Origin of the sequence: Hymenobacter aranciens, assembly GCF_030580865.1 — a bacterium.
Lineage (GTDB): Bacteria > Bacteroidota > Bacteroidia > Cytophagales > Hymenobacteraceae > Hymenobacter > Hymenobacter aranciens.
Genome location: NZ_JAUQSY010000010.1, coordinates 193,376 through 213,653, shown reverse-complemented (window position 1 = coordinate 213,653; position 20,278 = coordinate 193,376). Strand labels below are relative to the sequence as shown.

Annotated in this window: 20 protein-coding genes; 13 read left to right on the top strand and 7 right to left on the bottom strand. The window is 62.1% G+C overall.

Annotated elements, in window-relative coordinates:
- Nucleotides 1-224 precede the first annotated feature (224 nt).
- From Q5H93_RS16305 to Q5H93_RS16290, 4 genes are all read left to right on the top strand, one after another.
- Nucleotides 225-905 carry an NAD-dependent epimerase/dehydratase family protein gene (locus tag Q5H93_RS16305; RefSeq protein WP_305007667.1) on the top strand — a complete coding sequence of 227 codons (681 nt, stop codon included), beginning with the start codon at nt 225-227 and terminating at the stop codon, nt 903-905.
- A gap of 23 nt (nt 906-928) precedes the next feature.
- Nucleotides 929-2,035 carry an MBL fold metallo-hydrolase gene (locus Q5H93_RS16300; protein WP_305007666.1) on the top strand — a complete coding sequence of 369 codons (1,107 nt, stop codon included), beginning with the start codon at nt 929-931 and terminating at the stop codon, nt 2,033-2,035.
- A 123-nt stretch (nt 2,036-2,158) separates the two neighbouring features.
- Nucleotides 2,159-2,746 carry a pseudouridine synthase gene (locus tag Q5H93_RS16295; RefSeq protein WP_305007665.1) on the top strand — a complete coding sequence of 196 codons (588 nt, stop codon included), beginning with the start codon at nt 2,159-2,161 and terminating at the stop codon, nt 2,744-2,746.
- Nucleotides 2,747-2,762: 16 nt separating this feature from the next.
- Nucleotides 2,763-3,761 (top strand): alpha/beta hydrolase, encoded by a 999-nt coding sequence (locus Q5H93_RS16290; RefSeq protein WP_305007664.1) that lies wholly within the window; start codon nt 2,763-2,765, stop codon nt 3,759-3,761.
- On the opposite strand, the gene Q5H93_RS16285 is transcribed toward Q5H93_RS16290, so the two are convergent.
- Together Q5H93_RS16285 and Q5H93_RS16280 are read right to left on the bottom strand one after the other, a co-directional pair.
- Nucleotides 3,745-4,353 carry an NIF family HAD-type phosphatase gene (locus tag Q5H93_RS16285; protein ID WP_305007663.1) on the bottom strand — a complete coding sequence of 203 codons (609 nt, stop codon included), beginning with the start codon at nt 4,351-4,353 and terminating at the stop codon, nt 3,745-3,747. The two genes, Q5H93_RS16290 and Q5H93_RS16285, sit on opposite strands and share 17 nt — an antisense overlap.
- Before the next feature lie 4 nt (nt 4,354-4,357).
- Nucleotides 4,358-5,131, bottom strand: coding sequence for an ATP-grasp domain-containing protein (locus Q5H93_RS16280; protein WP_305007662.1), 774 nt, complete (start codon nt 5,129-5,131; stop codon nt 4,358-4,360).
- 235 nt (nt 5,132-5,366) lie between these two features.
- Here Q5H93_RS16280 and dnaK point away from each other — a divergent pair, with 235 nt between their 5' ends.
- The 3 genes from dnaK to Q5H93_RS16265 all read left to right on the top strand — a co-directional run bounded on the left by dnaK (nt 5,367) and on the right by Q5H93_RS16265 (nt 8,736).
- Complete coding sequence (dnaK, locus tag Q5H93_RS16275; RefSeq protein WP_305007661.1) at nt 5,367-7,292, top strand: molecular chaperone DnaK; 1,926 nt, start codon at nt 5,367-5,369, stop codon at nt 7,290-7,292.
- 108 nt (nt 7,293-7,400) lie between these two features.
- On the top strand, nt 7,401-8,045 hold the full coding sequence (locus Q5H93_RS16270; protein ID WP_305007660.1) for a hypothetical protein: 645 nt from the start codon (nt 7,401-7,403) through the stop codon (nt 8,043-8,045).
- 55 nt (nt 8,046-8,100) lie between these two features.
- Nucleotides 8,101-8,736, top strand: a complete 636-nt coding sequence (locus Q5H93_RS16265) for a hypothetical protein (RefSeq protein WP_305007659.1) — start codon at nt 8,101-8,103, stop codon at nt 8,734-8,736.
- Nucleotides 8,737-8,772: 36 nt separating this feature from the next.
- Here Q5H93_RS16265 and Q5H93_RS16260 read toward each other — a convergent pair whose 3' ends face one another.
- A complete protein-coding gene (locus Q5H93_RS16260) occupies nt 8,773-9,879 on the bottom strand; it encodes an endonuclease/exonuclease/phosphatase family protein (protein WP_305007658.1) in 1,107 nt (368 codons plus the stop codon).
- A 335-nt stretch (nt 9,880-10,214) separates the two neighbouring features.
- On the opposite strand from Q5H93_RS16260, the gene Q5H93_RS16255 reads away from it, so the two are divergent.
- The 6 genes from Q5H93_RS16255 to Q5H93_RS16230 all read left to right on the top strand — a co-directional run bounded on the left by Q5H93_RS16255 (nt 10,215) and on the right by Q5H93_RS16230 (nt 14,652).
- On the top strand, nt 10,215-10,835 hold the full coding sequence (locus Q5H93_RS16255; RefSeq protein ID WP_305007657.1) for a MarC family protein: 621 nt from the start codon (nt 10,215-10,217) through the stop codon (nt 10,833-10,835).
- 321 nt (nt 10,836-11,156) lie between these two features.
- Nucleotides 11,157-12,185: a uroporphyrinogen decarboxylase gene (hemE, locus tag Q5H93_RS16250; protein ID WP_305007689.1), complete on the top strand. Its 1,029-nt coding sequence runs from the start codon at nt 11,157-11,159 to the stop codon at nt 12,183-12,185.
- 16 nt (nt 12,186-12,201) lie between these two features.
- Nucleotides 12,202-12,675 carry a hypothetical protein gene (locus Q5H93_RS16245; protein ID WP_305007656.1) on the top strand — a complete coding sequence of 158 codons (474 nt, stop codon included), beginning with the start codon at nt 12,202-12,204 and terminating at the stop codon, nt 12,673-12,675.
- A 7-nt stretch (nt 12,676-12,682) separates the two neighbouring features.
- Complete coding sequence (locus Q5H93_RS16240) at nt 12,683-12,892, top strand: hypothetical protein (protein WP_305007655.1); 210 nt, start codon at nt 12,683-12,685, stop codon at nt 12,890-12,892.
- 15 nt (nt 12,893-12,907) lie between these two features.
- Complete coding sequence (locus tag Q5H93_RS16235) at nt 12,908-13,117, top strand: zinc ribbon domain-containing protein YjdM (protein WP_305007654.1); 210 nt, start codon at nt 12,908-12,910, stop codon at nt 13,115-13,117.
- A gap of 242 nt (nt 13,118-13,359) precedes the next feature.
- On the top strand, nt 13,360-14,652 hold the full coding sequence (locus Q5H93_RS16230; protein WP_305007653.1) for a S10 family serine carboxypeptidase-like protein: 1,293 nt from the start codon (nt 13,360-13,362) through the stop codon (nt 14,650-14,652).
- Nucleotides 14,653-14,805: 153 nt separating this feature from the next.
- Here the strand turns inward: Q5H93_RS16230 and Q5H93_RS16225 are convergent, their stop codons facing one another.
- The 4 genes from Q5H93_RS16225 to recR all read right to left on the bottom strand — a co-directional run bounded on the left by Q5H93_RS16225 (nt 14,806) and on the right by recR (nt 20,244).
- On the bottom strand, nt 14,806-15,810 hold the full coding sequence (locus Q5H93_RS16225; RefSeq protein ID WP_369811053.1) for a bifunctional heptose 7-phosphate kinase/heptose 1-phosphate adenyltransferase: 1,005 nt from the start codon (nt 15,808-15,810) through the stop codon (nt 14,806-14,808).
- 187 nt (nt 15,811-15,997) lie between these two features.
- Complete coding sequence (locus tag Q5H93_RS16220) at nt 15,998-17,206, bottom strand: pyridoxal phosphate-dependent aminotransferase (RefSeq protein ID WP_305007651.1); 1,209 nt, start codon at nt 17,204-17,206, stop codon at nt 15,998-16,000.
- Between the two features lie 35 nt (nt 17,207-17,241).
- Nucleotides 17,242-19,260, bottom strand: a complete 2,019-nt coding sequence (locus Q5H93_RS16215; RefSeq protein WP_305007650.1) for a glycosyltransferase family 2 protein — start codon at nt 19,258-19,260, stop codon at nt 17,242-17,244.
- A gap of 369 nt (nt 19,261-19,629) precedes the next feature.
- Nucleotides 19,630-20,244, bottom strand: a complete 615-nt coding sequence (gene recR, locus Q5H93_RS16210; protein WP_305007649.1) for a recombination mediator RecR — start codon at nt 20,242-20,244, stop codon at nt 19,630-19,632.
- Nucleotides 20,245-20,278 lie beyond the last annotated feature (34 nt).

Here is a 20,278-nt window from a genome sequence, read left to right as displayed (position 1 = left end):
ACTGGCGCGAGTTTAGGCGCAGCCGTAACTCGTGCCGGTTATCACGGGAGGCTGCGCCTCCCCCGGGCGCGCCGATAGGTTTGTTGAGGGCCAGTCGTTCTGCTGCGAGGCACAGCCTCGCCCAAATGGTCGGCACGAGTTACGGCTGCGCCTAAACTCGCGCCAGTCCGTAAAGCATTTTCGCGCCTCGTGCGTCCTTATCGCTACTCACTTTCCGAACTCCTATGAACCTCCGCGTGATTCTCACTGGCGCCTCCGGCATGGTGGGCGAAGGCGTGCTGCTGGAATGCCTGCAAAACCCAGCCGTGGCCCAGGTGCTGGTGCTGGGCCGACGGCCCTGCGGCCACAACCACCCCAAAATGACGGAAATCCTGCACCAGGATTTTCAGAACCTGGCCCCCATCGAAAGCCAGCTGACGGGCTACGATGCCTGCTTTTTCTGCGCCGGCATTTCGTCGGTGGGCATCAGCAAGGAAGAGTACGAGCGGATTACGCACGATTTGACCATTCACGTGGGCGAAACGCTGGGGCGGCTCAACCCGACGCTGGCCTTCATTTACGTATCGGGCGCCGGCACCGACAGCGCCGAAACCAGCCGCCAGCACTGGGCCCGCGTGAAAGGCCGCACCGAGAATGAGCTGCTGGCGCTGCCGTTTCGGCAGGCGTTTATGTTTCGGCCGGGCGTGATGAAGGCGATGCCGGGGCAGAAGAATCTGCTGCGCTGGTATAAGTACCTGGCCTGGCTGTACCCGGTGGTGCGCGGGCTGGCGCCCAACTCGGCTTGTACCTTACAAGAAGTGGGGCAGGCCATGATTAATGCGGCCACGAGCGGCTACCCGAAAGGCGTGCTGGAGGTGAGCGACATTGTGGCGCTGGCGCACGGGAAAGTGGCCGTCAGCAAATGAAAAAACCGCTTAAAATCTTCCTCATGACTACCGGTAGCATCATCGGCACCTTGCTGGTGGCCGTCGTAGCCTTCACCAGCATCAGCCCGCAGCTGGGCGGCTCGCCCACGAAAGCTGATAAGGAGAAATACGCCCAATCGGGCCACTACCAAGATGGCAAATTCGTGAACCTGCTGCCCACCCGCGAGCTCACCGGTGGCAGCACGGTGGGGGTCATGTGGGATTTTCTTTTTGACAAGGATAAGCGCGCCGACCCGCCCGGCCCGCTGCCCCTGCAGCCGCTCGACTCGGCGAGCATCGTACGCAAAACCCCAGACCAGCTGCGCGTGACCTGGTTTGGGCACTCGGCCAGCCTGGTGGAGCTGGCGGGCAAGAATATCCTGCTCGACCCCATGCTGAGCATCGAGATGGGCCCCGTGAGCTGGGCCACGCCCAATCGCTACAACCCCACGCTGGCTATCCGGCCGGAACAGCTGCCGGCCATCGATGCCATCATTATTTCGCACGACCACTACGACCACCTCGACTACCAGACCATTAAGCGCATCAAGGACAAGGTGGCCAATTTTTACGTGCCGCTGGGCATTGCGCCGCACCTGCGGCGCTGGGGCGTGGCCGAGGCGCGCATCCACGAAATGAACTGGGGCGACAGCGCCCGGCTGGGCGACATTGTGGTGCGCTGCACGCCGAGCCGCCACTTTTCGGGCCGCGGCCTCACCAACCGCAACTCGACCCTGTGGAGCTCCTGGGTGCTGCAGGCGCCCACGAAACGCGTGTTTTATACCGGCGATGGCGGCTACGGGCCGCACTTCGCCAGCATCGGGGCAGCGTATGGGCCGTTTGATATTGCGCTGGTAGAGTGCGGGCAATACAACCCCAACTGGGCTGAAATCCACATGATGCCGGAGCAGAGCGTGCAGGCCGCCCGCGACGTGCAGGCCCGCGTGATGCTGCCCGTGCACTGGGGCGCCTTCACCGAAGCCCCGCACGCCTGGGACGAGCCCATCGAGCGGGCCACGGCCGCCGCTATGCGCCTGCACCAGCCCCTGACCACGCCCCGCCTGGGCGAGACGGTGACGGTGGACGGTAGAGCGCTGCCTGCCACGGCGTGGTGGAAAGAGGTGCAATAAGAACTGTCATGCTGAACGCAGTGAAGCATCTTCTCACGTTCGAACGAGTGGTTCTGGCATGAGAGGATGCTTCACTGCGTTCAGCATGACGTTCCTTTGTAAGCAGATTCTGTTCGCGCCGCAATGCCCACCATTCTCCTCAACAAGCCCTACGAAGTCCTCACCCAGTTTACCGACGAGCATGGCCGCGCCACGCTCAAGGATTTCGTGCCCGTGCCGAACATCTACCCCGTCGGCCGGCTCGATTTCGACAGCGAAGGCCTGGTCTTGCTGACCGATGACAAACAGCTGCAGCACCGCCTCAGCGACCCTAAGTTTAAGGTTCCCAAAACGTATTGGGCGCAGGTGGAGGGCACGGTTTCGGCCGCTGCCCTGCAACAGCTGCGCCAGGGCGTGCAGATAAAAGACGGCTTTACTGCGCCCGGCGAAGCTCAGGAATTGCCGGAGCCCGCCGGACTGTGGGCGCGCAGCACGCCCATCCGCTACCGGGCCAGCATCCCCACCAGCTGGCTCGAAATCCAGATTTCGCAGGGCATGAACCGCCAGGTGCGCAAGATGTGCGCCGCCGTGGGCCTCCCCTGCCTGCGGCTGGTGCGGGCGGCCATCGGCCCGCTTACGCTGGGCCCGCTGCAGCCCGGCGAGTGGCGCGAGCTGACGGCCGCCGAAGTGGCGACTTTGCGGCGGATTGCCGGGCTGCAGCGGCGGTTTTAAAGCATAACTTTGCCGCATGAAACGCTCCCGTCTGCGCTGGTTTTTAGGGTTGTTACTGCTGGGCTTTGCGGCAGTGAACGTGGTGGCGTTTTTCCACGCCTGGCGCTTCACGCACTTCACCACCGAGGCGGGCACGCACTCGCCTAACCCCGAAAAGCTGTCGGCCGGGCAAAAGCTGTGGGTGCTGCTCACCGGCATCCGCAACCCCAAGCCGCAGAACGGGCCGAAGCCGGAGTTTCCAGTCGAAACCGTAACCATCGATAGCCCGAACGGTCCGCTGGAGGCCTGGTACGCCCGGCCCGACAGCGCCACGGTGCGCGGCACGGTGGCGCTGTTTCACGGCTACACCAGCAGCAAGTCGCATCTCGCCAACGAGGCCAGCTACTTTCGCCACCTGGGCTACAACGTGCTGCTGGTCGATATGGCCGGCAACGGCAACTCGGCCGGCACCCGCACCACCGTGGGCTACCGCGAAGCCGACGATGTAGCCGCCGCCGTGCGCTGGCTGCAATCGTCAGGCTCCCCTCTCCTGGGGAGAGGGGCCGGGGGTGAGGTTACGTGGGACCGCATCATTCTCTACGGCATCAGCATGGGGGCCGTGGCCATCCTGCGCGCCGAGGCCGAGCTGGGCGTGCGCCCCACCGCCAACATCCTCGAATGCCCCTACGGCAACATGCGCCAAACGGCCTACAACCGATTCAATTCCATGCACGTGCCGCCCTTCCCGCTGGCCGATTTGCTGGTCTTCTGGGGCGGGGTGCAAAACGGATTCTGGGCCCCCGGCCTCAGCGCCGAGGAGTATGCCAAAAGCATCCGTACCCCCACCCTGCTGCTCTGGGGCGCGGCCGACCCGCGCGTGACCCGCCCCGAAACCGACGCCATTTTCACCAACCTGGCCGGGCCCAAGCGGCGACACGATTTCGCGGGCTCCGGCCACGAGCCGTATTGGTGGAAGCACCCGGCGGCGTGGGAGGCGCAGATTCGGGCATTTGCGCTTGCTATTCCGGCGAAGTAGTTATCCGCTGCTGCCACTGCCGCTTCTCGATGCTGCGGAGGTTTTCATTGGTAGCCAACGTTTCCAGGTATTTCAGCAGTATCGGCAGTTCCTCATCATCAAGTTGGCCCAGGTAGGGCGTGGGGTAAATAGCGTTGCCGTAGCAGTTGCGCACTTTGTGGGGCGTGTCGTCCACTATCAGCACTTGCTGCAGGTCGAAACCCCGCGTTCTGACTTTGCGCAGCTTCTTGGCATACTCGTAGTGGCTGGGGTAATCGGTGTTGTAGTAGCCAAAATCATCGATTTGCGGCGCCACCATCAAGGTGCAGCGCGAGCGGCCCCACACAAACGCCAGTGGAATATCCGGCGGCATGATGTGCTGCACGACTTCCGCCACGTAATCATCGCTGGCCGACGACCAGATGGCCAGCTCAAACCGCTCGGCGCAGGCACGCAGGAAGTGGTCGAGGCCCGGCCGCTTATACACGTAGTAGTGGAATACCTGAAAGTCGAAGTCCGGCCGCAGCAAAGTGCTTGAAGCATGAATCAGCGTCTCGTCCAGGTCGAGAATAAGCAGGGGCTTGAGTTGCTTTTTTACTGGTTTTCGTGCCATTAGGCTACTGCTTATGCTGATTGGCCAGAGCTGCCAACCGGGCCAAGGCCGACTGATACAACTCGCTTACCGTCCACTCTTTGGTATCGGAAACCTGCCCGTCGCCCACTTCGATAATGAGGGGCGCGCCCGTACTGGTGAATGCCACATCAATAGTGCAAAACCAGCGATTCTGGAGCGTTTGCAAGGCTGGTTTTAGAGCTTCGGGGAATGCCTGACCGGTCGCGCCAAAGGCTTCGCCCCGCACCACGAAGAACCGCTGCTCCGGCGTATCAGCCAGGTCAATGAACTCTCGCACAAACAGCTTATCAGTCGGCTCAATACCCTGCTTGCTCAATAAATCCTGAAACTCCGTCAACGACGTAACCACCGACTGCGCCTCAAACGACTTGCTCAGCCCTTTCACGAAGCATTTACCGCGCTGATTGATGAAGGCAGCAACTGCTTCTTCCGCCTCGCCAGCCGCCACAATTTCACTACGCGGCGTCAGGCCAGTTAGCGCTTTATACCACCCGATGGCTTGGTGCGAGGCCAGATACTCAGCGGGTGATACCAGCAGCGGCGTCAGCTCCGTCAGTCGTTGGTATTCGCTGGCAGTCAGCATCCAGCCCCGGTAGAGCGTGGGCAGCTGCGGGTTGATGGGCTGGTAAATCCGCTGCTGCCCGTCGTCGAATAGGCACACGTTGTGGCCGTGCTGGCGGGCTACTGTTGCTTCTTCTTCCCACATTGGGTCGATGAGGCGCTGGTAAGGCAGGCTGGGTAGTAGGCTGTTGAGCATAGATTTCAAAGATAAGGGCCTCGATTAATGCTTTTCCCTGCATCCTTGTCAGGAAATATTTCGCCGCTCGCAACCATTTCGGCCAGCTCGTCGGATAAGACGGCACTTTCCCGAAAGAAGCCGCCAAAATGTCACCATTTTCGGGCTGGTACGCGGCTTGTAATACGGCAGTAGCGGCCTGAAAACCGCATTTTATCTGACATTCCACACTCCTTTTAATTAACACCAAACCCTCATGGGCAAAATCATCGGCATTGACCTCGGCACCACCAACTCGTGCGTGGCCGTGATGGAAGGCAACGAACCCGTTGTAATTCCGAACTCCGAAGGCCGCCGCACCACGCCGTCAATCGTCGCATTTCTGGACAACGGCAAGGGCGAGCGCAAAGTGGGCGACCCGGCTAAACGCCAGGCCGTTACCAACCCCAAAAACACCATTGCCAGCATCAAGCGCTTCATGGGCCGCCACTTCAACGAAGTGACCGCCGAGACGAAGCACGTGGCCTACGACTTGGTAGGCGGCACCAACAACACGGTGGCCGTGAAAATCGGCGACCGCAACTACACGCCGCAGGAAATCTCGGCGATGGTGCTGCAAAAAATGAAGCAAACCGCTGAGGATTACCTCGGCACGACTGTCACGGAAGCCGTTATCACGGTGCCCGCTTACTTCAACGACGCCCAGCGCCAGGCTACCAAGGAAGCCGGTGCCATCGCGGGCCTCGACGTGAAGCGCATCATCAACGAGCCCACCGCCGCTGCGCTGGCTTACGGCCTCGACAAGAAGCACAAAGACCAGAAGATTGCCGTGTACGACCTCGGCGGTGGCACCTTCGATATTTCCATCCTCGAGCTGGGCGATGGCGTGTTTGAAGTACTGAGCACCAACGGCGACACCCACCTCGGCGGCGACGACTTCGACCAGGTTATCATCAACTTCCTGGCCGACCAGTTCAAGTCGGACAACGAAGGCCTCGACCTGCGCAACGACCCCATGGCCTTGCAGCGCCTGAAAGAAGCCGCTGAAAAAGCCAAGGTAGAGCTCTCCAGCTCGACCGAAACCGAAGTAAACCTGCCCTACATCACCGCCACCGCCAGCGGCCCCAAGCACTTGGTAGTGAAGCTGAGCCGTGCCAAATTTGAGCAGCTTGCCGACGACCTCGTGCGCCGCTCGATGGACCCGGTGAAAAAGGCTCTGTCGGACGCCGGCCTGAGCACTTCCGACATCGACGAGGTTATCCTCGTGGGTGGTTCGACCCGCATTCCGCGCATCCAGGAAGAAGTAGAGAAGTTCTTCGGCAAGAAGCCTTCGAAAGGCGTGAACCCCGACGAAGTGGTGGCCATCGGCGCTGCTATTCAAGGCGGTGTGCTCACCGGCGAGGTGAAGGACGTGCTGCTGCTCGACGTGACCCCGCTCTCGCTGGGCATCGAAACGATGGGCGGCGTGATGACGCGTCTTATCGAGTCGAACACGACCATCCCGACCAAGAAATCGGAAACCTTCTCGACGGCTTCGGACAACCAGCCTTCGGTAGAAATCCACGTGCTGCAGGGCGAAAGCCAGCTGGCCGGGAAAAACCGCACCATCGGCAAGTTCCACCTCGACGGCATTCCGCCGGCGCCCCGCAGCGTACCGCAGATTGAGGTGATTTTCGACATCGACGCCAACGGCATTCTGAACGTAACGGCCAAAGACAAAGGCACGGGCAAGGAGCAGAAAATCCGCATCGAAGCCAGCAGCGGCTTGAGCGACGCCGACATCAAGCGCATGCGCGACGAAGCCGCCGCCAACGCCGAGTCTGACAAAGCTGAGGTGGAGCGCATCGGCAAGATTAATGCCGCCGACTCGATGATTTTCCAGACCGAGAAGCAGCTGAAAGAGTACGGCGACAAGCTGAGCGGCGGCAACAAAACCGCCATCGAAGGCGCGCTGGCCGACCTCAAATCGGCTCACGAAAGCAAGGACCTCACGCGCATCGACTCGGCCATGGAGGCCATCAATGCGGCCTGGCAGGCGGCTTCGCAGGAAATGTACGCGGCTGGTCAGCCCGGTGCCGATGGCGGCCAGGGTTTCCCGGGCGGCGACGGTGGCCAGCCCCAGGGCGGCCAGCCGGCCGGCGACAACGTGACCGACGTGGACTACGAGGAAGTAGGCAAGTAAGCCTCTGCTGACTAGCACCTGATTGAAAGGCCGGAAGCAAATTGCTTCCGGCCTTTTTTTGTCTGTCATGCCGAGTGGAGTGAAGCATGACAGCTTACCTTTGACGCGATGAGCCTCTTGCAACGCTACCAGACCTTCCCCTCGCCCGCGCTGGCGCAGCCGCTGCTGACGCTGCTGGAGGAAAAGCGTATTGCCTTCGATACCGCGCACCTGCCCGAAACGTTTAATGCGGCGCTGGGGCAAACCGTGCCGGAGCTGTTTGAAGTGAAGCTGCTACCGGGTGATTTTGAAAAGGCGCGCGCTCTGGAGATGGAAGCCAACCGGGCTGGCCTGGCGGAGGTAGACCCGGCGCACTACCTGTTCAGCTTCACCGATGTGGAGCTGTTTGATATTCTGGCCAAAGCCGACGAGTGGAGTGCTTTCGACGTGGCGCTGGCCGAGCATATTCTGCAGCAGCGCGGGCACACTGTGACGCCGGAGGAAGTGCAGTTTTTGCGGCAGTACCGGGTGGCGGAGTTGTCGCGCCCCGCTCCGAGCGCCCACGCCTGGATTCTGTTTGGCTACGCGCTGGCGGCGGCGGGCGGGCTGTTTGCTGTTTTCATAGCCCTGCACCTGTTGCATCGCAAGCTGCTGCCCGATGGCCAGCAAGTGCCCGCTTTTTCGGCCGAAGACCGCAAGCATGGCAAGCAGATTATCATCCTCAGCATCCTGTCGACGCTGGTGTGGCTGGGCGTGGCGCTGTGGGCGCGCTAGCCGCTATGTTGGCCGGATTGCGGCCGGCTGCGTTGAAGGACTTTCCCCATATTCTGTGCAACAATTTACTTTCTCCTTACGCCGCCTCGTGCTGGGCTTGATGGCGGCCAGCGCCCTCTCCCACTGCACTCTGCGCGACCAGACGTCGGAAACACCCACCGGGCCCATGCTGAAATTTGGCCTCGCCCGCATTGACGAAGCCAGCCTGGGCGGCCTTGATGCCCGCGCCTGGCGCGAGCCGGCCGACGTGAACCTGGCTCAACGCAGCCAGCTCATCCAGGGCTACGTGAATGGCAACCTGCCCTTGCGCATGAGCTTGCTACTCGACGTGCGCGACCCCTCGCTGAGTGCCCAAAGCATCAGCACGATTGACTACGAGGTTTTTCTGGATGACAAGCTGCTGGGGAGCGAGCGGGCCACGCCCAATGCCATGCTGCCGGCTGGTGGCGCGGCCGTCAGCATTCCGCTCACGTTTGAGCTGAACACTACCAAGCTGCTCGGTAAAGACGCCTTGCCGGCACTACGCAATTTTGCCATTGGGCTGGCCGACCGGCGGCGGAGGCCGATGCGCCTGGGGCTGCGGCTGCGTCCCACGTACGTTACGAATGACGGCCGCACTATCGTGCTCAAGAATATGCTGCTGGTGGAAACCGACTCGGTGACGATGGCGCAGGCTGCAATGAATAATTAATAATGGGCAGTTGACATTCGAATTGCTCATTATTCATTACTCATCACCATCCCGTACGTCCTCGATGCCGTCCTGAATTTTCTCCTTAGCTTCCTCGTGGTCCTCCTCGTCGGGCTGTTCTAGTTCGGCTTCCTGGCTTTGCCAGCCCTGGGGCTCGTAGCTGAGGCGGATGTAGATGGGGTAATGGTCGGAGCCGATGTGGGTGAGGCGTTGGAGGTCCTGCAGGCGGAAGTGGGCGGAGTGGAAAACGTGGTCGAGGGGCCAGCGGAGCAGGCGGTAGTCGGCGTGGAAGGTGGGCAGCAGGCCCCGGCCGATGCGCGGGTCGAGCAGGCGCGAGAGGCGGCGGAAGAGCTCGGAGGTGTGCGACCAGGCCACGTCGTTGAGGTCGCCGGCCACGATGGTGGGGCCGTCGTGGTGCTGGATGATGTTGCCCACGACGAGTAGCTCGGCGTCGCGGCGGGTGCTGGTTTTGGCTTCTTTGGGCGCGGGCGGCTTGGGATGCACGAAATGCATGCTCACGCGCACGCCGTTGGGCATTTCGGCGCAGCCGTGGAAGGAGGGTATTTCGGGGTCGAGGATATAGCGAATCTGGGCGTTGTGCAGCGGCAGCCGCGAGAACACCAGCATGCCGTAGGTGTTGGGCAGCGGGGCGTGGCAGGTGTAGGGGTGGGTTTCGCTGAGTCGCTCGAGCTGGCTAAGCCACCAGTCGTCGGTCTCGACGGCCAGAATGACGTCGGGCTGGTAGTGGCGAATGTGGCCGAGGCAGCGCGAGGCGTCGCGGTTAAACATGAGCACGTTGGTCACGAGCAGGCTGATGTGGTGCTCGTGGGCATCGGCGGGGCGGGTGGCGTCGGCCACCTGCTTGCGGTGCAGCGGCGTGTAGGGCCAGATGCGGCTGAACTGATACACCAGCGCCACGCCCAGGCTCACGGTGAGAAAGGTGTCCCAGAACGTGGGCTCGTGCGGCAGCAGCAGGATAATGATTAGGCTCAGGGCCAGGCCGGCTACAATCTGGAGGCGCGGGAAGTCGCAGGCCCGAATCCACCAGGCGGTGTGGCGCCACAGCGGCAGCGCGGTAGCCAGCACCCCGATGCTGCCTACGATATACACCAGCCAGTTGGCGGCGGTTACTAAAAAAGACATGCCGGGGCGGGGTAAGAAACGTTCATTCGAACGCGGGAAGTACGTGTGGAGGGGGAATACGGGGTTGCTCCCGCACAGTTGGGGCGGTAAAGGTAAGTGGAGGGCGTAACTCCCCTCCTTGGAAAGGAGGGGATGTTTCAGCGCAGCTGAAACGGGGGTAGTCGCGCCGGTAGCGCCGGTTGGGAAAAGCTGATAGCAGAAGTTTAGTTTAAGCAGACAGGCTCCTAACGGTGCGGACGGGCGAACCACCCCCGTTCGCTGCTCTTCGCAGCTCACATCCCCTCCTTTCCAAGGAGGGAAGTTTCGTTCTTGCCTCCCCTACCTTTGCCTTTGCTATGGAAATCCTGCTCGCCACCTTCACCACGCTGTTCTCCATTGTCAACCCGTTCGGGGCCATGCCGGTATTCCTCACCCTCACCAGCCACGACACGGGCTCGGAGCGGCTCAGTACGGCCTTGCGGGCCTGCCTCTACATGGTGGCGATTCTGAGCGTGGCCTATCTGGGCGGGCAATACATTCTGAATTTCTTTGGCATCAACATTCAGCACCTGCGCATTGCCGGCGGCGTGCTGCTGATGCGCTCGGCTTTTGACCTACTGACACCGGGGGCCAACCGTGACCGGGTGGGGCCGGATGCGTTGGAGGAAAGCAAAACCAAGGATGATATCAGCTTCACACCGCTGGCCATGCCGATGCTGTCGGGGCCGGGCTCGATGGCCATTTGCATTGGTTTGATTCGGCCGACTTACGTGGATAAAATCATGACCATTGCGGGATTTGCGCTGGTGGCGCTGGCCAGCTTTATCGTGCTGGCCTCGTCGCTGCGGCTCACGCGGGTGCTGGGCAAGCCGGGCATGGCGGCGCTGGCGCGGATTATGGGGTTCATTACGCTGGCCATTGGGGTCAACTTTTTTGCGACGGCGATTGGAGCGTTGTTTCCGGGGTTGAGCCGGTAGGGCGTGCGGAGGCGGAAAACAGCGTGCGGTGGGGGAAATTTCCGTCCGGTGTAAAAAAACGGCGTCCGGTGGCTTCGCCACACCGTCCGGAAATCGGAAACAGCGTCCGGTGGGAAAAAACAGTCGTCCGGTGACGGAAAACGGTGTCCGGCGACGAGGAAACAGCGTGCGGTGACGGAAAACAGCGAGTTGGTTCGTTTTTACAGCGTCCGGACGCTGGCAGTAGCGCGGACTTTGTAGTCCGCGAGTCCCGGCGTTTGCACTCGCGGACTACAAAGTCCGCGCTACTTCTGCGCTGGTTCCGGCCGTACCTTTGCCCCGATTATGCTGAAAAACGACCTTTTCCTCCGTGCCGCGCGTGGCGAAGCTACCGAGCGCACGCCCGTGTGGCTGATGCGCCAGGCCGGCCGCATCCTACCTGAATACCGCGCGTTGCGCGGCCGCTTGTCCGGCTTCAAGGAGCTGGTGGAGACGCCCGCGCTGGCCGCCGAAGTAACCATCCAGCCCATCGACGCGCTCGACGTGGACGCGGCCATCATCTTCTCCGACATCCTGGTGGTGCCCGAGGCCATGGGCCTGACCTACGAGATGATTGAGGCCCGCGGGCCCTTCTTCCCCGAAACCATCCAGAGCGCCGCCGACGTCGAAAAGCTGCGCGTGGCCGACCCGCACGAGCACCTCGGCTACGTGCTGGAGGCGCTGCGCATTACCAAAAAGGAGTTGGCCGGCCGGGTGCCGCTCATCGGCTTCGCCGGCGCGCCCTGGACCATTCTGGCCTATATGGTGGAGGGCCACGGCTCCAAAACCTTCTCGAAGGCCCGCCGCCTGCTCTACCGCGAGCCCGCGCTGGCCCACCAGCTGCTGCAGAAAATCACCGACACGACCATTACCTACCTGCAGGCGCAGGTGGCGGCCGGGGCCGATGTGGTGCAGGTGTTCGACTCGTGGGCGGGCATCCTGCCGCCGACGCACTACGCCGAGTTTTCGAGCCGCTACATCGCGCAGATTTGCGCCGCGCTGGCCCCGCTGGTGCCCGTCACGGTGTTTGCCAAGGGCGCGTGGTGGGCGGTGGAGGACTTTGCCGCCCTCCCCTGCCGCACCATCGGGCTCGACTGGAACCAGAACCCCGCCCAGGTGCGCGCCCAGGCCGGCGACAAAACCCTGCAGGGCAACCTCGACCCGGCGGCCCTCTACGGCACCCGCGAGCAGGTGAAAGCGGCCACCGAGGCCATGCTGCGCCAGTTTGCCGGCGGCCCGCACATTGCCAACCTCGGCCACGGCGTGTACCCGGATACCGACGCGGATAACGTGCGGGTGTTTGTGGACACGGTGAAGGCGTGGCGAGGGTAATTATTCATTGAGTGCAATGACGGTTTTGGTTTCTCTTGCCTTTGCACTCATTGCGCTTATTGCCGCCGTCCCTCTCCTTTTTAGATGGCATCGGTTTTTACGCCAGAAAACACAACACAAGTTTATCGCTGTTTTTGGGGCGATGTTTTTAACAGCGGCCAGTGTTTCGGTGGCTTATATTGTTGCGGTTACCGCTTTTTTTGCCGCGACCTTTTACTATCCTGATAAGGATTTTGATAGAAACAGGTGGCTGACGGAGCGGGAAAAGCGCTTCGAGCTTTCGGAAGACCTCATTGAAAGTCGAATACTCGTCGGCAAGAATAAAGCAGCAGTAAAACAATTGCTGGGCGATGAAGAAAACGACGAGCAAAGCAATTACTGGCGTTATTATTTAGGTTATCGCCCTACTATCATCGGTATCGACCCTGACGTTCTTGATATTTATTTTCAGGATGGTAAGGTGGTAAAGGTTGAACAACATCAATTATAAATTCCCCATGCAAGAAACCGTCGCCGCCTTCGGCCTTCCCTTTTTCCTGGCCCTGGCGGGGCTGGACATCCTGCTGTTTCTGCTGCTGCGCTGGCTGCTGAGCAAGCGCATCGAGTCGCGCACGACGGTGATTGGCATCAGCGTGGTGGTGGCTATTGTGCTGGCGCCGATGCTGCTGTTTGGCTTGCTGCGGGTATGGAATGCGCTTAATTCTTAATCTACATCAACTTCAATGGACGTTAAAGACAGCAACGGCAACCTGCTTGCCGAGGGCGACACCGTCACCCTCATCAAAGACCTCAAGGTGAAAGGCTCGTCGCTGACGCTCAAGCGCGGCACGGTGGTCAAGAACATTCGCCTCACCAATTCGCCCGCCGAGGTGGAGGGCCGCGCCGGCGGCAGCACGATGGTGCTGAAAACGGAGTTTTTGAAGAAAGCTTAATTACATCTGTCATGCCTCATCTGGCGTTCACGCAGTGAAGCATCCTCTCGCGCCAGAACCAATCGTTCAAGCGTGAATGCTTCACTGCGTGACCGCCAGATGAGGCATGACAGGCAAAAAAGAGTTGAAAACAGGTAAAACTACGGGGGTAAACGTCACCGCCAGACCCTAGTTTTGCCGCGCCGCCAGCCTCCCTGCGGAAGCTGACGGCGCTTTTCTTTTCACTCCTCACCTTTTTGCCCATGAGCCAGACCTCCGCTCACCCTTCTTCTAAAGCGCACGAGTTGTCGGCGCACACCTCCAAGCCCGCCGCTGCCCCGGCCGCCCCCGCGCCGCCCCACACCGGCCACCCCGACCAGGTCACCTCGCTGCCCGGCCTCAACTCCCTCACCAACGTGCAGTTTGCCGGCTACGCGCCCATCGGCGACGATGCCAGCCACACCGACGAAGGTCTGTTCTACTGGTTCGTCGGGGCCGATGATTACGCCAACCGCCCCACCGTGCTGTGGACCAACGGCGGCCCCGGCTCCAGCAGCTTCTGGGGCTTTTTCCTCGAAAACGGGCCGTACGAAGTGGTGTCGGCCATCGGCCAGTACCCGCAAATCCAGCCCCGCCCCACGGGCTGGAACAACTACGCCAACTATATCATTTTCGAGCACCCGCTGAGCGTCACGCTGTCTTTCGCCAACAACGGGGCCGATGTACCCAAAAACCCCGAGCAGGGCGCCAAGCAGTGGCACCACGCCCTGCGCCACTTCCTCAAGCAGCACCCCGAAATTGCCCGCAACCCGCTCATCCTGGCGGGCGAATCCTACGCCGGCACCTACCTGCCGATGCTGGCCAACCACATCCTCAACAGCACGCACGAGCCCAAAATCGACCTGCGCGCCACCGTGCTGCTCGATGCCTGGGTCAACCCCATGGTGCAGATGGCCCAGGATACCACCTACGCCTTCACCCACGGCCTGATTTCGGCCGCCCAGAAAAAGCAGCTCGATGCCGAATACCAGGGCGAAAACCTGGCTAACATCAACAGTGCCATTGCCCAAATCAGCGGCGTGTACATGGCCAACATCGCCCAGACGGCCGACCCCTGCTTCGACCCGGTGCTGCTCTACCTCAACCGCGCCGACGTGCGCAAAGCCCTGCACGTAGACAACCAGACGCAGCTCACCGACACCTGGTCGCCGGCCGTATCGGATAATTACACGCCCTACGTCAACGAGTCGGCCATGCCCTACGTGCAGCAGCTGCTCGACCAGGGCCAGCAGGTGCAGGTCATCTCGGGCCTCAACGATGCCAAGGACTGCAACTTCCTGGGCACCGGGGCCTGGCTCGATTTGCTCACCGGCCCAGCGGCCGAGCAATTTCAGGCCACCGCCCCCACCCAGTGGCTCGACCCCGCCACCAACGTCATCGGCTTCGACCAGGACGGCGGCCAGCTCAGCTGGCTCAAGGTGCTCAATGCCGGGCACCTCGCCGTGCACGACCAGCCGCAGATTATTGAGATTATTCTGAAGAAGGCGCTGGGGTAGAGCGATAGCGCGGGGCTCTGCCCCGTGCTGACTATTGGCCGGCCTCTGGCCGGCGCGGGACTGGGCCATTCGGCTGTCGTTCTGCCGTGGCGGGCCGGAGGCCCGCGAATAGTCGGCACGGGGCAGAGCCCCGCGCCATCATTCATTTACAGTTTACAGCTCTGCTTCCTGCGCCTCTTCCAGCAGCCGCTGCTTCTCGATGGGCACCACGCCCACCTGCTCGCACACCAGACCGCCGCCCAGGTTGGCCAGCGCGGCGGTGAAGGCAGCCGGCTGGCCCAGCGCCACGCACAGCGCCGCGATGCTGATAACCGTGTCGCCGGCGCCCGACACGTCCGAGATGGTGCGCAGGTGGGCCGGCAGGTAGGTTTTTTCGTCGTTTTGCTGGGCAAACACGCCGTACTCCGACAGCGTGACAAGGACGATTTCGGGCGTCAGCACCGCGCGCAGCCGGGCCACGGCGGCCTCGAAGCCGGCGCGGTCCACGTCAGGCGTACCGAATTCCAGCTTCAGGCCCTCGCGCAGCTCTTTCAGGTTGGGCTTGAAGAGGGTGCAGTGGCGGTAGGCCAGGAAATTCTTTTTCTTGGGGTCGACCACCGTCGGGATGTTGCGCTGCCGGGCCCGGGCGATGCACTCGGTGATGATGGTTTCGCTGAGCACGCCCTTGTCGTAGTCCTCGAAAATCACCACGTCGGCGCGGCTCAGCAGGTCGTCGTAGGCGGCCAGTAGCTGGCTGGCTTCGTCGGCATTGAGGTCGGTTTCTACTTCCGAGTCGATGCGGAGCAATTGCTGGCCGTGGGCCAGAATGCGCTGCTTGAACGTGGTAGGCCGGTGCGAGCTGCGAATAATACCGTCGGCAGGCAAGCCGCGCTCGTGCAGCAGCTGCAGCAGCTGGTCGCCGCCCGCATCGTCGCCGATGACGGCGCAGAGCAGCGGCGTGGCGCCCAGGGCCTGCACATTGAGGGCCACGTTGGCGGCGCCGCCGAGGCGGTTTTCGGTGCGGGCCACGTTTACCACCGGCACCGGGGCCTCGGGCGAGAGCCGCGTCGATTTGCCCCACACGTAGGCATCCACCATCACGTCGCCGATGATGAGGACGCGGAGGGCATTGAATTGCTGGAAGAGCGTAGGCAGGGAGGAGTTGGGCACAGCGAGCAACAAAAAAAGAACGTCAGAAAAAGAACGTCATCCTGAGCGCAGCGAAAGGACCTCGCCCGCTTCGTTGTGGTGGTAATTAATTATCAGTGGCAATTAATTACTACGGCATGCAACAATTAATTACTGCTGCACACGGCGCGGGCGAGGTCCTTTCGCTGCGCTCAGGATGACGTTCTTTTAACTTTAATTAATTCAGTTTACCCAAACTAACCTTGATGCGCCGAAACGCCTCCACCAGCTTCTCATCGGCCGAGGCCGTGCTGAAACGCAGGCAGCTGGGCGCGCCGAAGGCATCGCCGGGCACGGCCGCCACGTGGGCATCCTGCAGCAGGTACAGCGCCAGCTCGTTCACATCATTAATGATTACGCCTTCCGAAGTGCGGCGGCCGAGGAAGGCCGACACGTCGGGGAAGATGTAGAAGGCGCCTTCGGGCGTGGGCGTGATGAGGTCGGGGATGTCACGCACGATGCCCAGCACGAGGTCGCGGCGGCGGCGGTAGGCGGCCACCATCTCGTCGGCGCTGGCGCGGCCGCCGCGCAGGGCGGCTAGGCCGGCCCGCTGGGTGATGGAGCAGGTGGCGGAGGTGAACTGGCTTTGGAGCTTGTCGCAGGCGGCGGCCACGTCGGCGCGGGCGGCCAGGTAGCCGATGCGCCAGCCGGTCATGGCGTAGCCTTTCGAGAAGCCGTTGACGGTGACCACGCGCTCGGCCACTTCGGGGAAGCGGGCCAGGCTGTAGTGCTCGCCCACGAAGTTGATGTACTCGTAAATCTCGTCGGCCACGGCCCAGATGCGCGGGTGCCGGGCCAGCACGGCGGCGATTTCACCCAGCTCTTCCTTGCTGAATACGGCGCCCGTGGGGTTACAGGGCGAGGAATACATGATGAGCTTGGTACGCGGCGTGATGGCGGCTTCGAGCTGGGCAGCGGTTACTTTATAGTCGTTTTCGAGCGCGCCCAGCACCGGCACCGTGATGCCGTCGGCCAACTTCACCATCTCCTCGTAGCTCACCCAGTAGGGCGAAAACACGATGACTTCGTCGCCGGGGTCCACGAGGCTGAGCACGGCGTTGGCCAGGGCCTGCTTGGCGCCGGTGCCCACCACAATCTGGTTGGGCTGGAAGTGCAAATCATTCTCCCGGGCGAATTTATCGCAGATGGCCTGCCGCAGCTCGGCGATGCCCGGCACCGGCGTGTAGAAGGTAAAGCCTTCGTCGATGGCCTGCTTGGCGGCGTCCTTGATGTATTGCGGGGTCTGAAAGTCGGGCTCGCCGAGGCTCAGGCTGATAACATCGACGCCCTGGGCGGCCAGCTCGCGGGCCTTCTTGCTCATGGCAATGGTGGCGGGCTCGGTGATGCGGCTCAGGCGGGCAGACAGGGGGGAAATGAGTTCGGTCATGGACGGGAAATGAGGCCGCAAAGGTAATAGCGGCGCTACTGCCCCAGCCGCCGCCAGCTCCGCAGCAAGATGCCCAGGTCAGTTTCGGGCTCGTAGTCCTTGGCGTAGAGCAGCTCCAGGCGGCGGCGGGTCACGTCATTAAGCAGGGCCGACTGCGCGGCATCGGCGGGCGAGAGCACGGCGGGGCGGGCCCGGGCGGGGCCGGGCGTGTAGCGCAGGCCCACCCAGGTGCGGCGGCCCAGCAGCACGGCCAGGCAGTTGCGCAGGTAGCCAGCCGGCTGTTTTTGAAACCAGACGAGCAGCGGGGCCAGCACGAGCAGCGCGCCGCTGCTCAGCATGTCGAGCAGGCGCTTGGCGCGGGCCTGGCGGGGCTGGTAGAGGTTGAGGGCGATGTCGAGGGTGTAGTAGTCGCCGGGCGAGTCTTTGCTGCTGCTGCCGATGATGTACTGGCTGTCTTCGGGCAGGATTTTGTAGGCCACCGGAGGCTCGGGCGGCAGCGTGAGCATGAGCGAAATAATCTGGCTGGCCGGGAGGTCTTTACCGCAGAAGATGAGCTCATCGAGCGCGTAGAGGCGGATGATGTCGGCGAGCTGGCGCAGCTCGCCCAAAGGTTCTTCGGATGCAGTTGAAGCTGCTGCCGGGGCGGGCTGAAGCGGGATGGTGGGTGTTGGGTGTTGGGTATTGGGTGTTGGGGCCTCGGTATTCACGTAGCCAATGACGCGGGCCTGCACGCCGGCGGCTTCCAGCAGCTGGCGCACGCGGCGGCTTTCGGGGCCCGAGCCCACGATGGCAATGTTCTTCTGCCGGCGCTCGTTGAGGCGGAAATCCTTGTATTTAATAAAGTGTGCCAGCAGCTGGCGGCCCACCAGCGCCGCCGTGGCCCAGGCGCCGCCCAGGATGATGAGAGCTTTGGAGAAGCGCCAGGCATCCAGAAAATTCGAGGCCGCCGAAATCAGCACCGTGCCCAGCAGCACGCCCCGTACGATGCGCGAGGTGCGCACCGGCCGGTCGTAGCCACCACTCAGGAACACCGCCGTGAGCCACACCCCGATGTAGACCGGCACGGCCGCCAGCATGTAGCGCGGCGGGTAGGTGCCGGGCACGTAGCGGTGATTGTGCTCCCAGTACTCCTTCAGGAAATACATGCCCAGCCACACCAGCCCGGCATCGAGCAGCAGCGGAGCCAGCTGGGTGGCCAGGCGCTGGGCCACCGCCGCGCCCGCCCGCAGCCAGATGGCCCCGTTGATGAGCAGCGAAAACAGCCCGGCCCGCCCCGGCGCGAAGTGCTTGCGGGCAAAAATCACCATCGCCCGGTAAAACACGAACACGTAGTTGACGCTCGTACGCTTGGTGCTTTCGCCCTTGTAGTGAATGATGCGCGTGCCGGGAAAGTAGTAATTTTTCCAGCCGCCCAGCGTGAGGCGGTACGAGAGGTCGATGTCCTCGCCGTACATAAAGTAGTCCTCGTCGAGCAGCCCCACCTGGTCGAGCGCCGCCTTACGCATCAGCATGAAGGCGCCGCTCAATACCTCGATTTCGTGGGCTTGGTCATTGTCCAGAAAGCCCAGGTGGTAGCGCCCGAAGGTGCGCGACTTCGGAAACAGGGCCGCCAGCCCGAAAATCTTGTAAAACGCCACCATCGGCGTGGGCAGGCCGCGCTTGCTTTCGGGCAGAAACTTGCCCTGGCCGTCGAGCATTTTCACGCCCAGGCCGCCGGCGTCGGGGTGCGCGTCCATAAAGTCGCAGCAGGCCCGGAAGGTGTCTTCCTCCACCACGGTGTCGGGGTTGAGCAGCAGCTGGTACTCGCCGGTGGCCAGGCGTAGGGCCTGGTTGTTGGCCTTCGAGAAGCCGGGATTGTCGTGGTTGGCAATCAGAATGACCTCCGGAAACCGCGCCCGCACCATCGCCACCGAGCCGTCGGCCGAGTTGTTATCGACCACGAACACCTCCACCGGCTGGCCCAGCTTCTGCACCGCCCGCCGCACCGACAGCAGTGCCTGCTCCAGAAAGTAGCAGACGTTATAATTAACAATAATGACGGAGAGCTTCACCACGGGAGCACGAAATTACGGCACGCCGCCCGGCCGTACCGCAGAAAACTCCTTTTAAGCATCCTGCTGGGGATGGAATAGTAAAAAGAGCTATCGAAAGCTCTCCAGCCGCGGCCGGAGGGCTTCCCACAGCTTTCGGAGGCACCCCGGTCGAGGCGGGAGAGCTTTCGAATGCATTTTGAAGCATCCAGGCCGAGGCTGGGACACTAAAAAAAGCTGTTGAAAGCATCCCGGTCGAGGCCGGAGGGCTTTCAACAGCTTTTGGAGGCACCCCGGTCGAGGCCGGGGCGGAAAACAGAACATTTTTAGCCAGCCCAGTGCAATTGTCAATACAATCTGTCATGCTTCACTGCGTTCAGCCTGACAGACGGCTTACCGCGCCTGCCGCTGCCGCTCCACGATGCTGCGGCCGAGGGTGATTTCGTCGGCGTACTCCAGCTCGCCGCCCATCGGGATGCCGCGGGCAATGGTGCTGATGTGGACGTCGGGCAAATCGCGCAGGCGGCGCGAGAGGTAGAAGGCCGTGGTGTCGCCCTCCATGGTGGGCGAGATGGCCAGAATCACCTCGCGCACCTCCGAGCCTTCGGCCCCAGCGCGTTGCACCAGCGAGTCGATGTGCAAATCGCTGGGCCCGATGCCCTCGATGGGTGAGATGACGCCGCCCAGCACGTGGTACACGCCCTTGTACTGCCCGGTGTTTTCGATGGCGATGACGTCGCGCACGTCGGCCACCACGCACACCTGGGCGTGGTCGCGCAGCTTGTTGGCGCAGATGCCGCACTCCTCGCTATCCGAGATGCTGTGGCAGCTCTGGCAGTAGGTGATTTCGAAGCGCATCTTGGCCAGGGCCTCAGCCAGCGTGGCGGTGGTTTCGGTTTCGGCCTTCAGCAGGTGCAGGGCCAGGCGCAAAGCTGTCTTCTTGCCGATGCCGGGCAGCCGCGAAAGCTCGCCGACGGCGTTTTCGATGAGTTTTGAGGGGTATTCCAAAATACTATGTCATCCTGAGCGCAGCGAAGGACCT

What these genes read in the sequence shown, in the direction of transcription:
- Q5H93_RS16255 (WP_305007657.1), top strand. Translation starts at nt 10,215, where the DNA reads ATGGAAATCCTGCTCGCCACCTTCACCACGCTGTTCTCCATTGTCAAC.
- Q5H93_RS16295 (WP_305007665.1), top strand. Translation starts at nt 2,159, where the DNA reads ATGCCCACCATTCTCCTCAACAAGCCCTACGAAGTCCTCACCCAGTTT.
- Q5H93_RS16305 (WP_305007667.1), top strand. Translation starts at nt 225, where the DNA reads ATGAACCTCCGCGTGATTCTCACTGGCGCCTCCGGCATGGTGGGCGAA.
- Q5H93_RS16230 (WP_305007653.1), top strand. Translation starts at nt 13,360, where the DNA reads ATGAGCCAGACCTCCGCTCACCCTTCTTCTAAAGCGCACGAGTTGTCG.
- Q5H93_RS16270 (WP_305007660.1), top strand. Translation starts at nt 7,401, where the DNA reads ATGAGCCTCTTGCAACGCTACCAGACCTTCCCCTCGCCCGCGCTGGCG.
- Q5H93_RS16280 (WP_305007662.1), bottom strand. Translation starts at nt 5,131, where the DNA reads ATGCTCAACAGCCTACTACCCAGCCTGCCTTACCAGCGCCTCATCGAC.
- Q5H93_RS16240 (WP_305007655.1), top strand. Translation starts at nt 12,683, where the DNA reads ATGCAAGAAACCGTCGCCGCCTTCGGCCTTCCCTTTTTCCTGGCCCTG.
- Q5H93_RS16285 (WP_305007663.1), bottom strand. Translation starts at nt 4,353, where the DNA reads ATGGCACGAAAACCAGTAAAAAAGCAACTCAAGCCCCTGCTTATTCTC.
- Q5H93_RS16220 (WP_305007651.1), bottom strand. Translation starts at nt 17,206, where the DNA reads ATGACCGAACTCATTTCCCCCCTGTCTGCCCGCCTGAGCCGCATCACC.
- Q5H93_RS16260 (WP_305007658.1), bottom strand. Translation starts at nt 9,879, where the DNA reads ATGTCTTTTTTAGTAACCGCCGCCAACTGGCTGGTGTATATCGTAGGC.
- Q5H93_RS16290 (WP_305007664.1), top strand. Translation starts at nt 2,763, where the DNA reads ATGAAACGCTCCCGTCTGCGCTGGTTTTTAGGGTTGTTACTGCTGGGC.
- Q5H93_RS16300 (WP_305007666.1), top strand. Translation starts at nt 929, where the DNA reads ATGACTACCGGTAGCATCATCGGCACCTTGCTGGTGGCCGTCGTAGCC.
- dnaK (WP_305007661.1), top strand. Translation starts at nt 5,367, where the DNA reads ATGGGCAAAATCATCGGCATTGACCTCGGCACCACCAACTCGTGCGTG.
- Q5H93_RS16245 (WP_305007656.1), top strand. Translation starts at nt 12,202, where the DNA reads ATGACGGTTTTGGTTTCTCTTGCCTTTGCACTCATTGCGCTTATTGCC.
- Q5H93_RS16235 (WP_305007654.1), top strand. Translation starts at nt 12,908, where the DNA reads ATGGACGTTAAAGACAGCAACGGCAACCTGCTTGCCGAGGGCGACACC.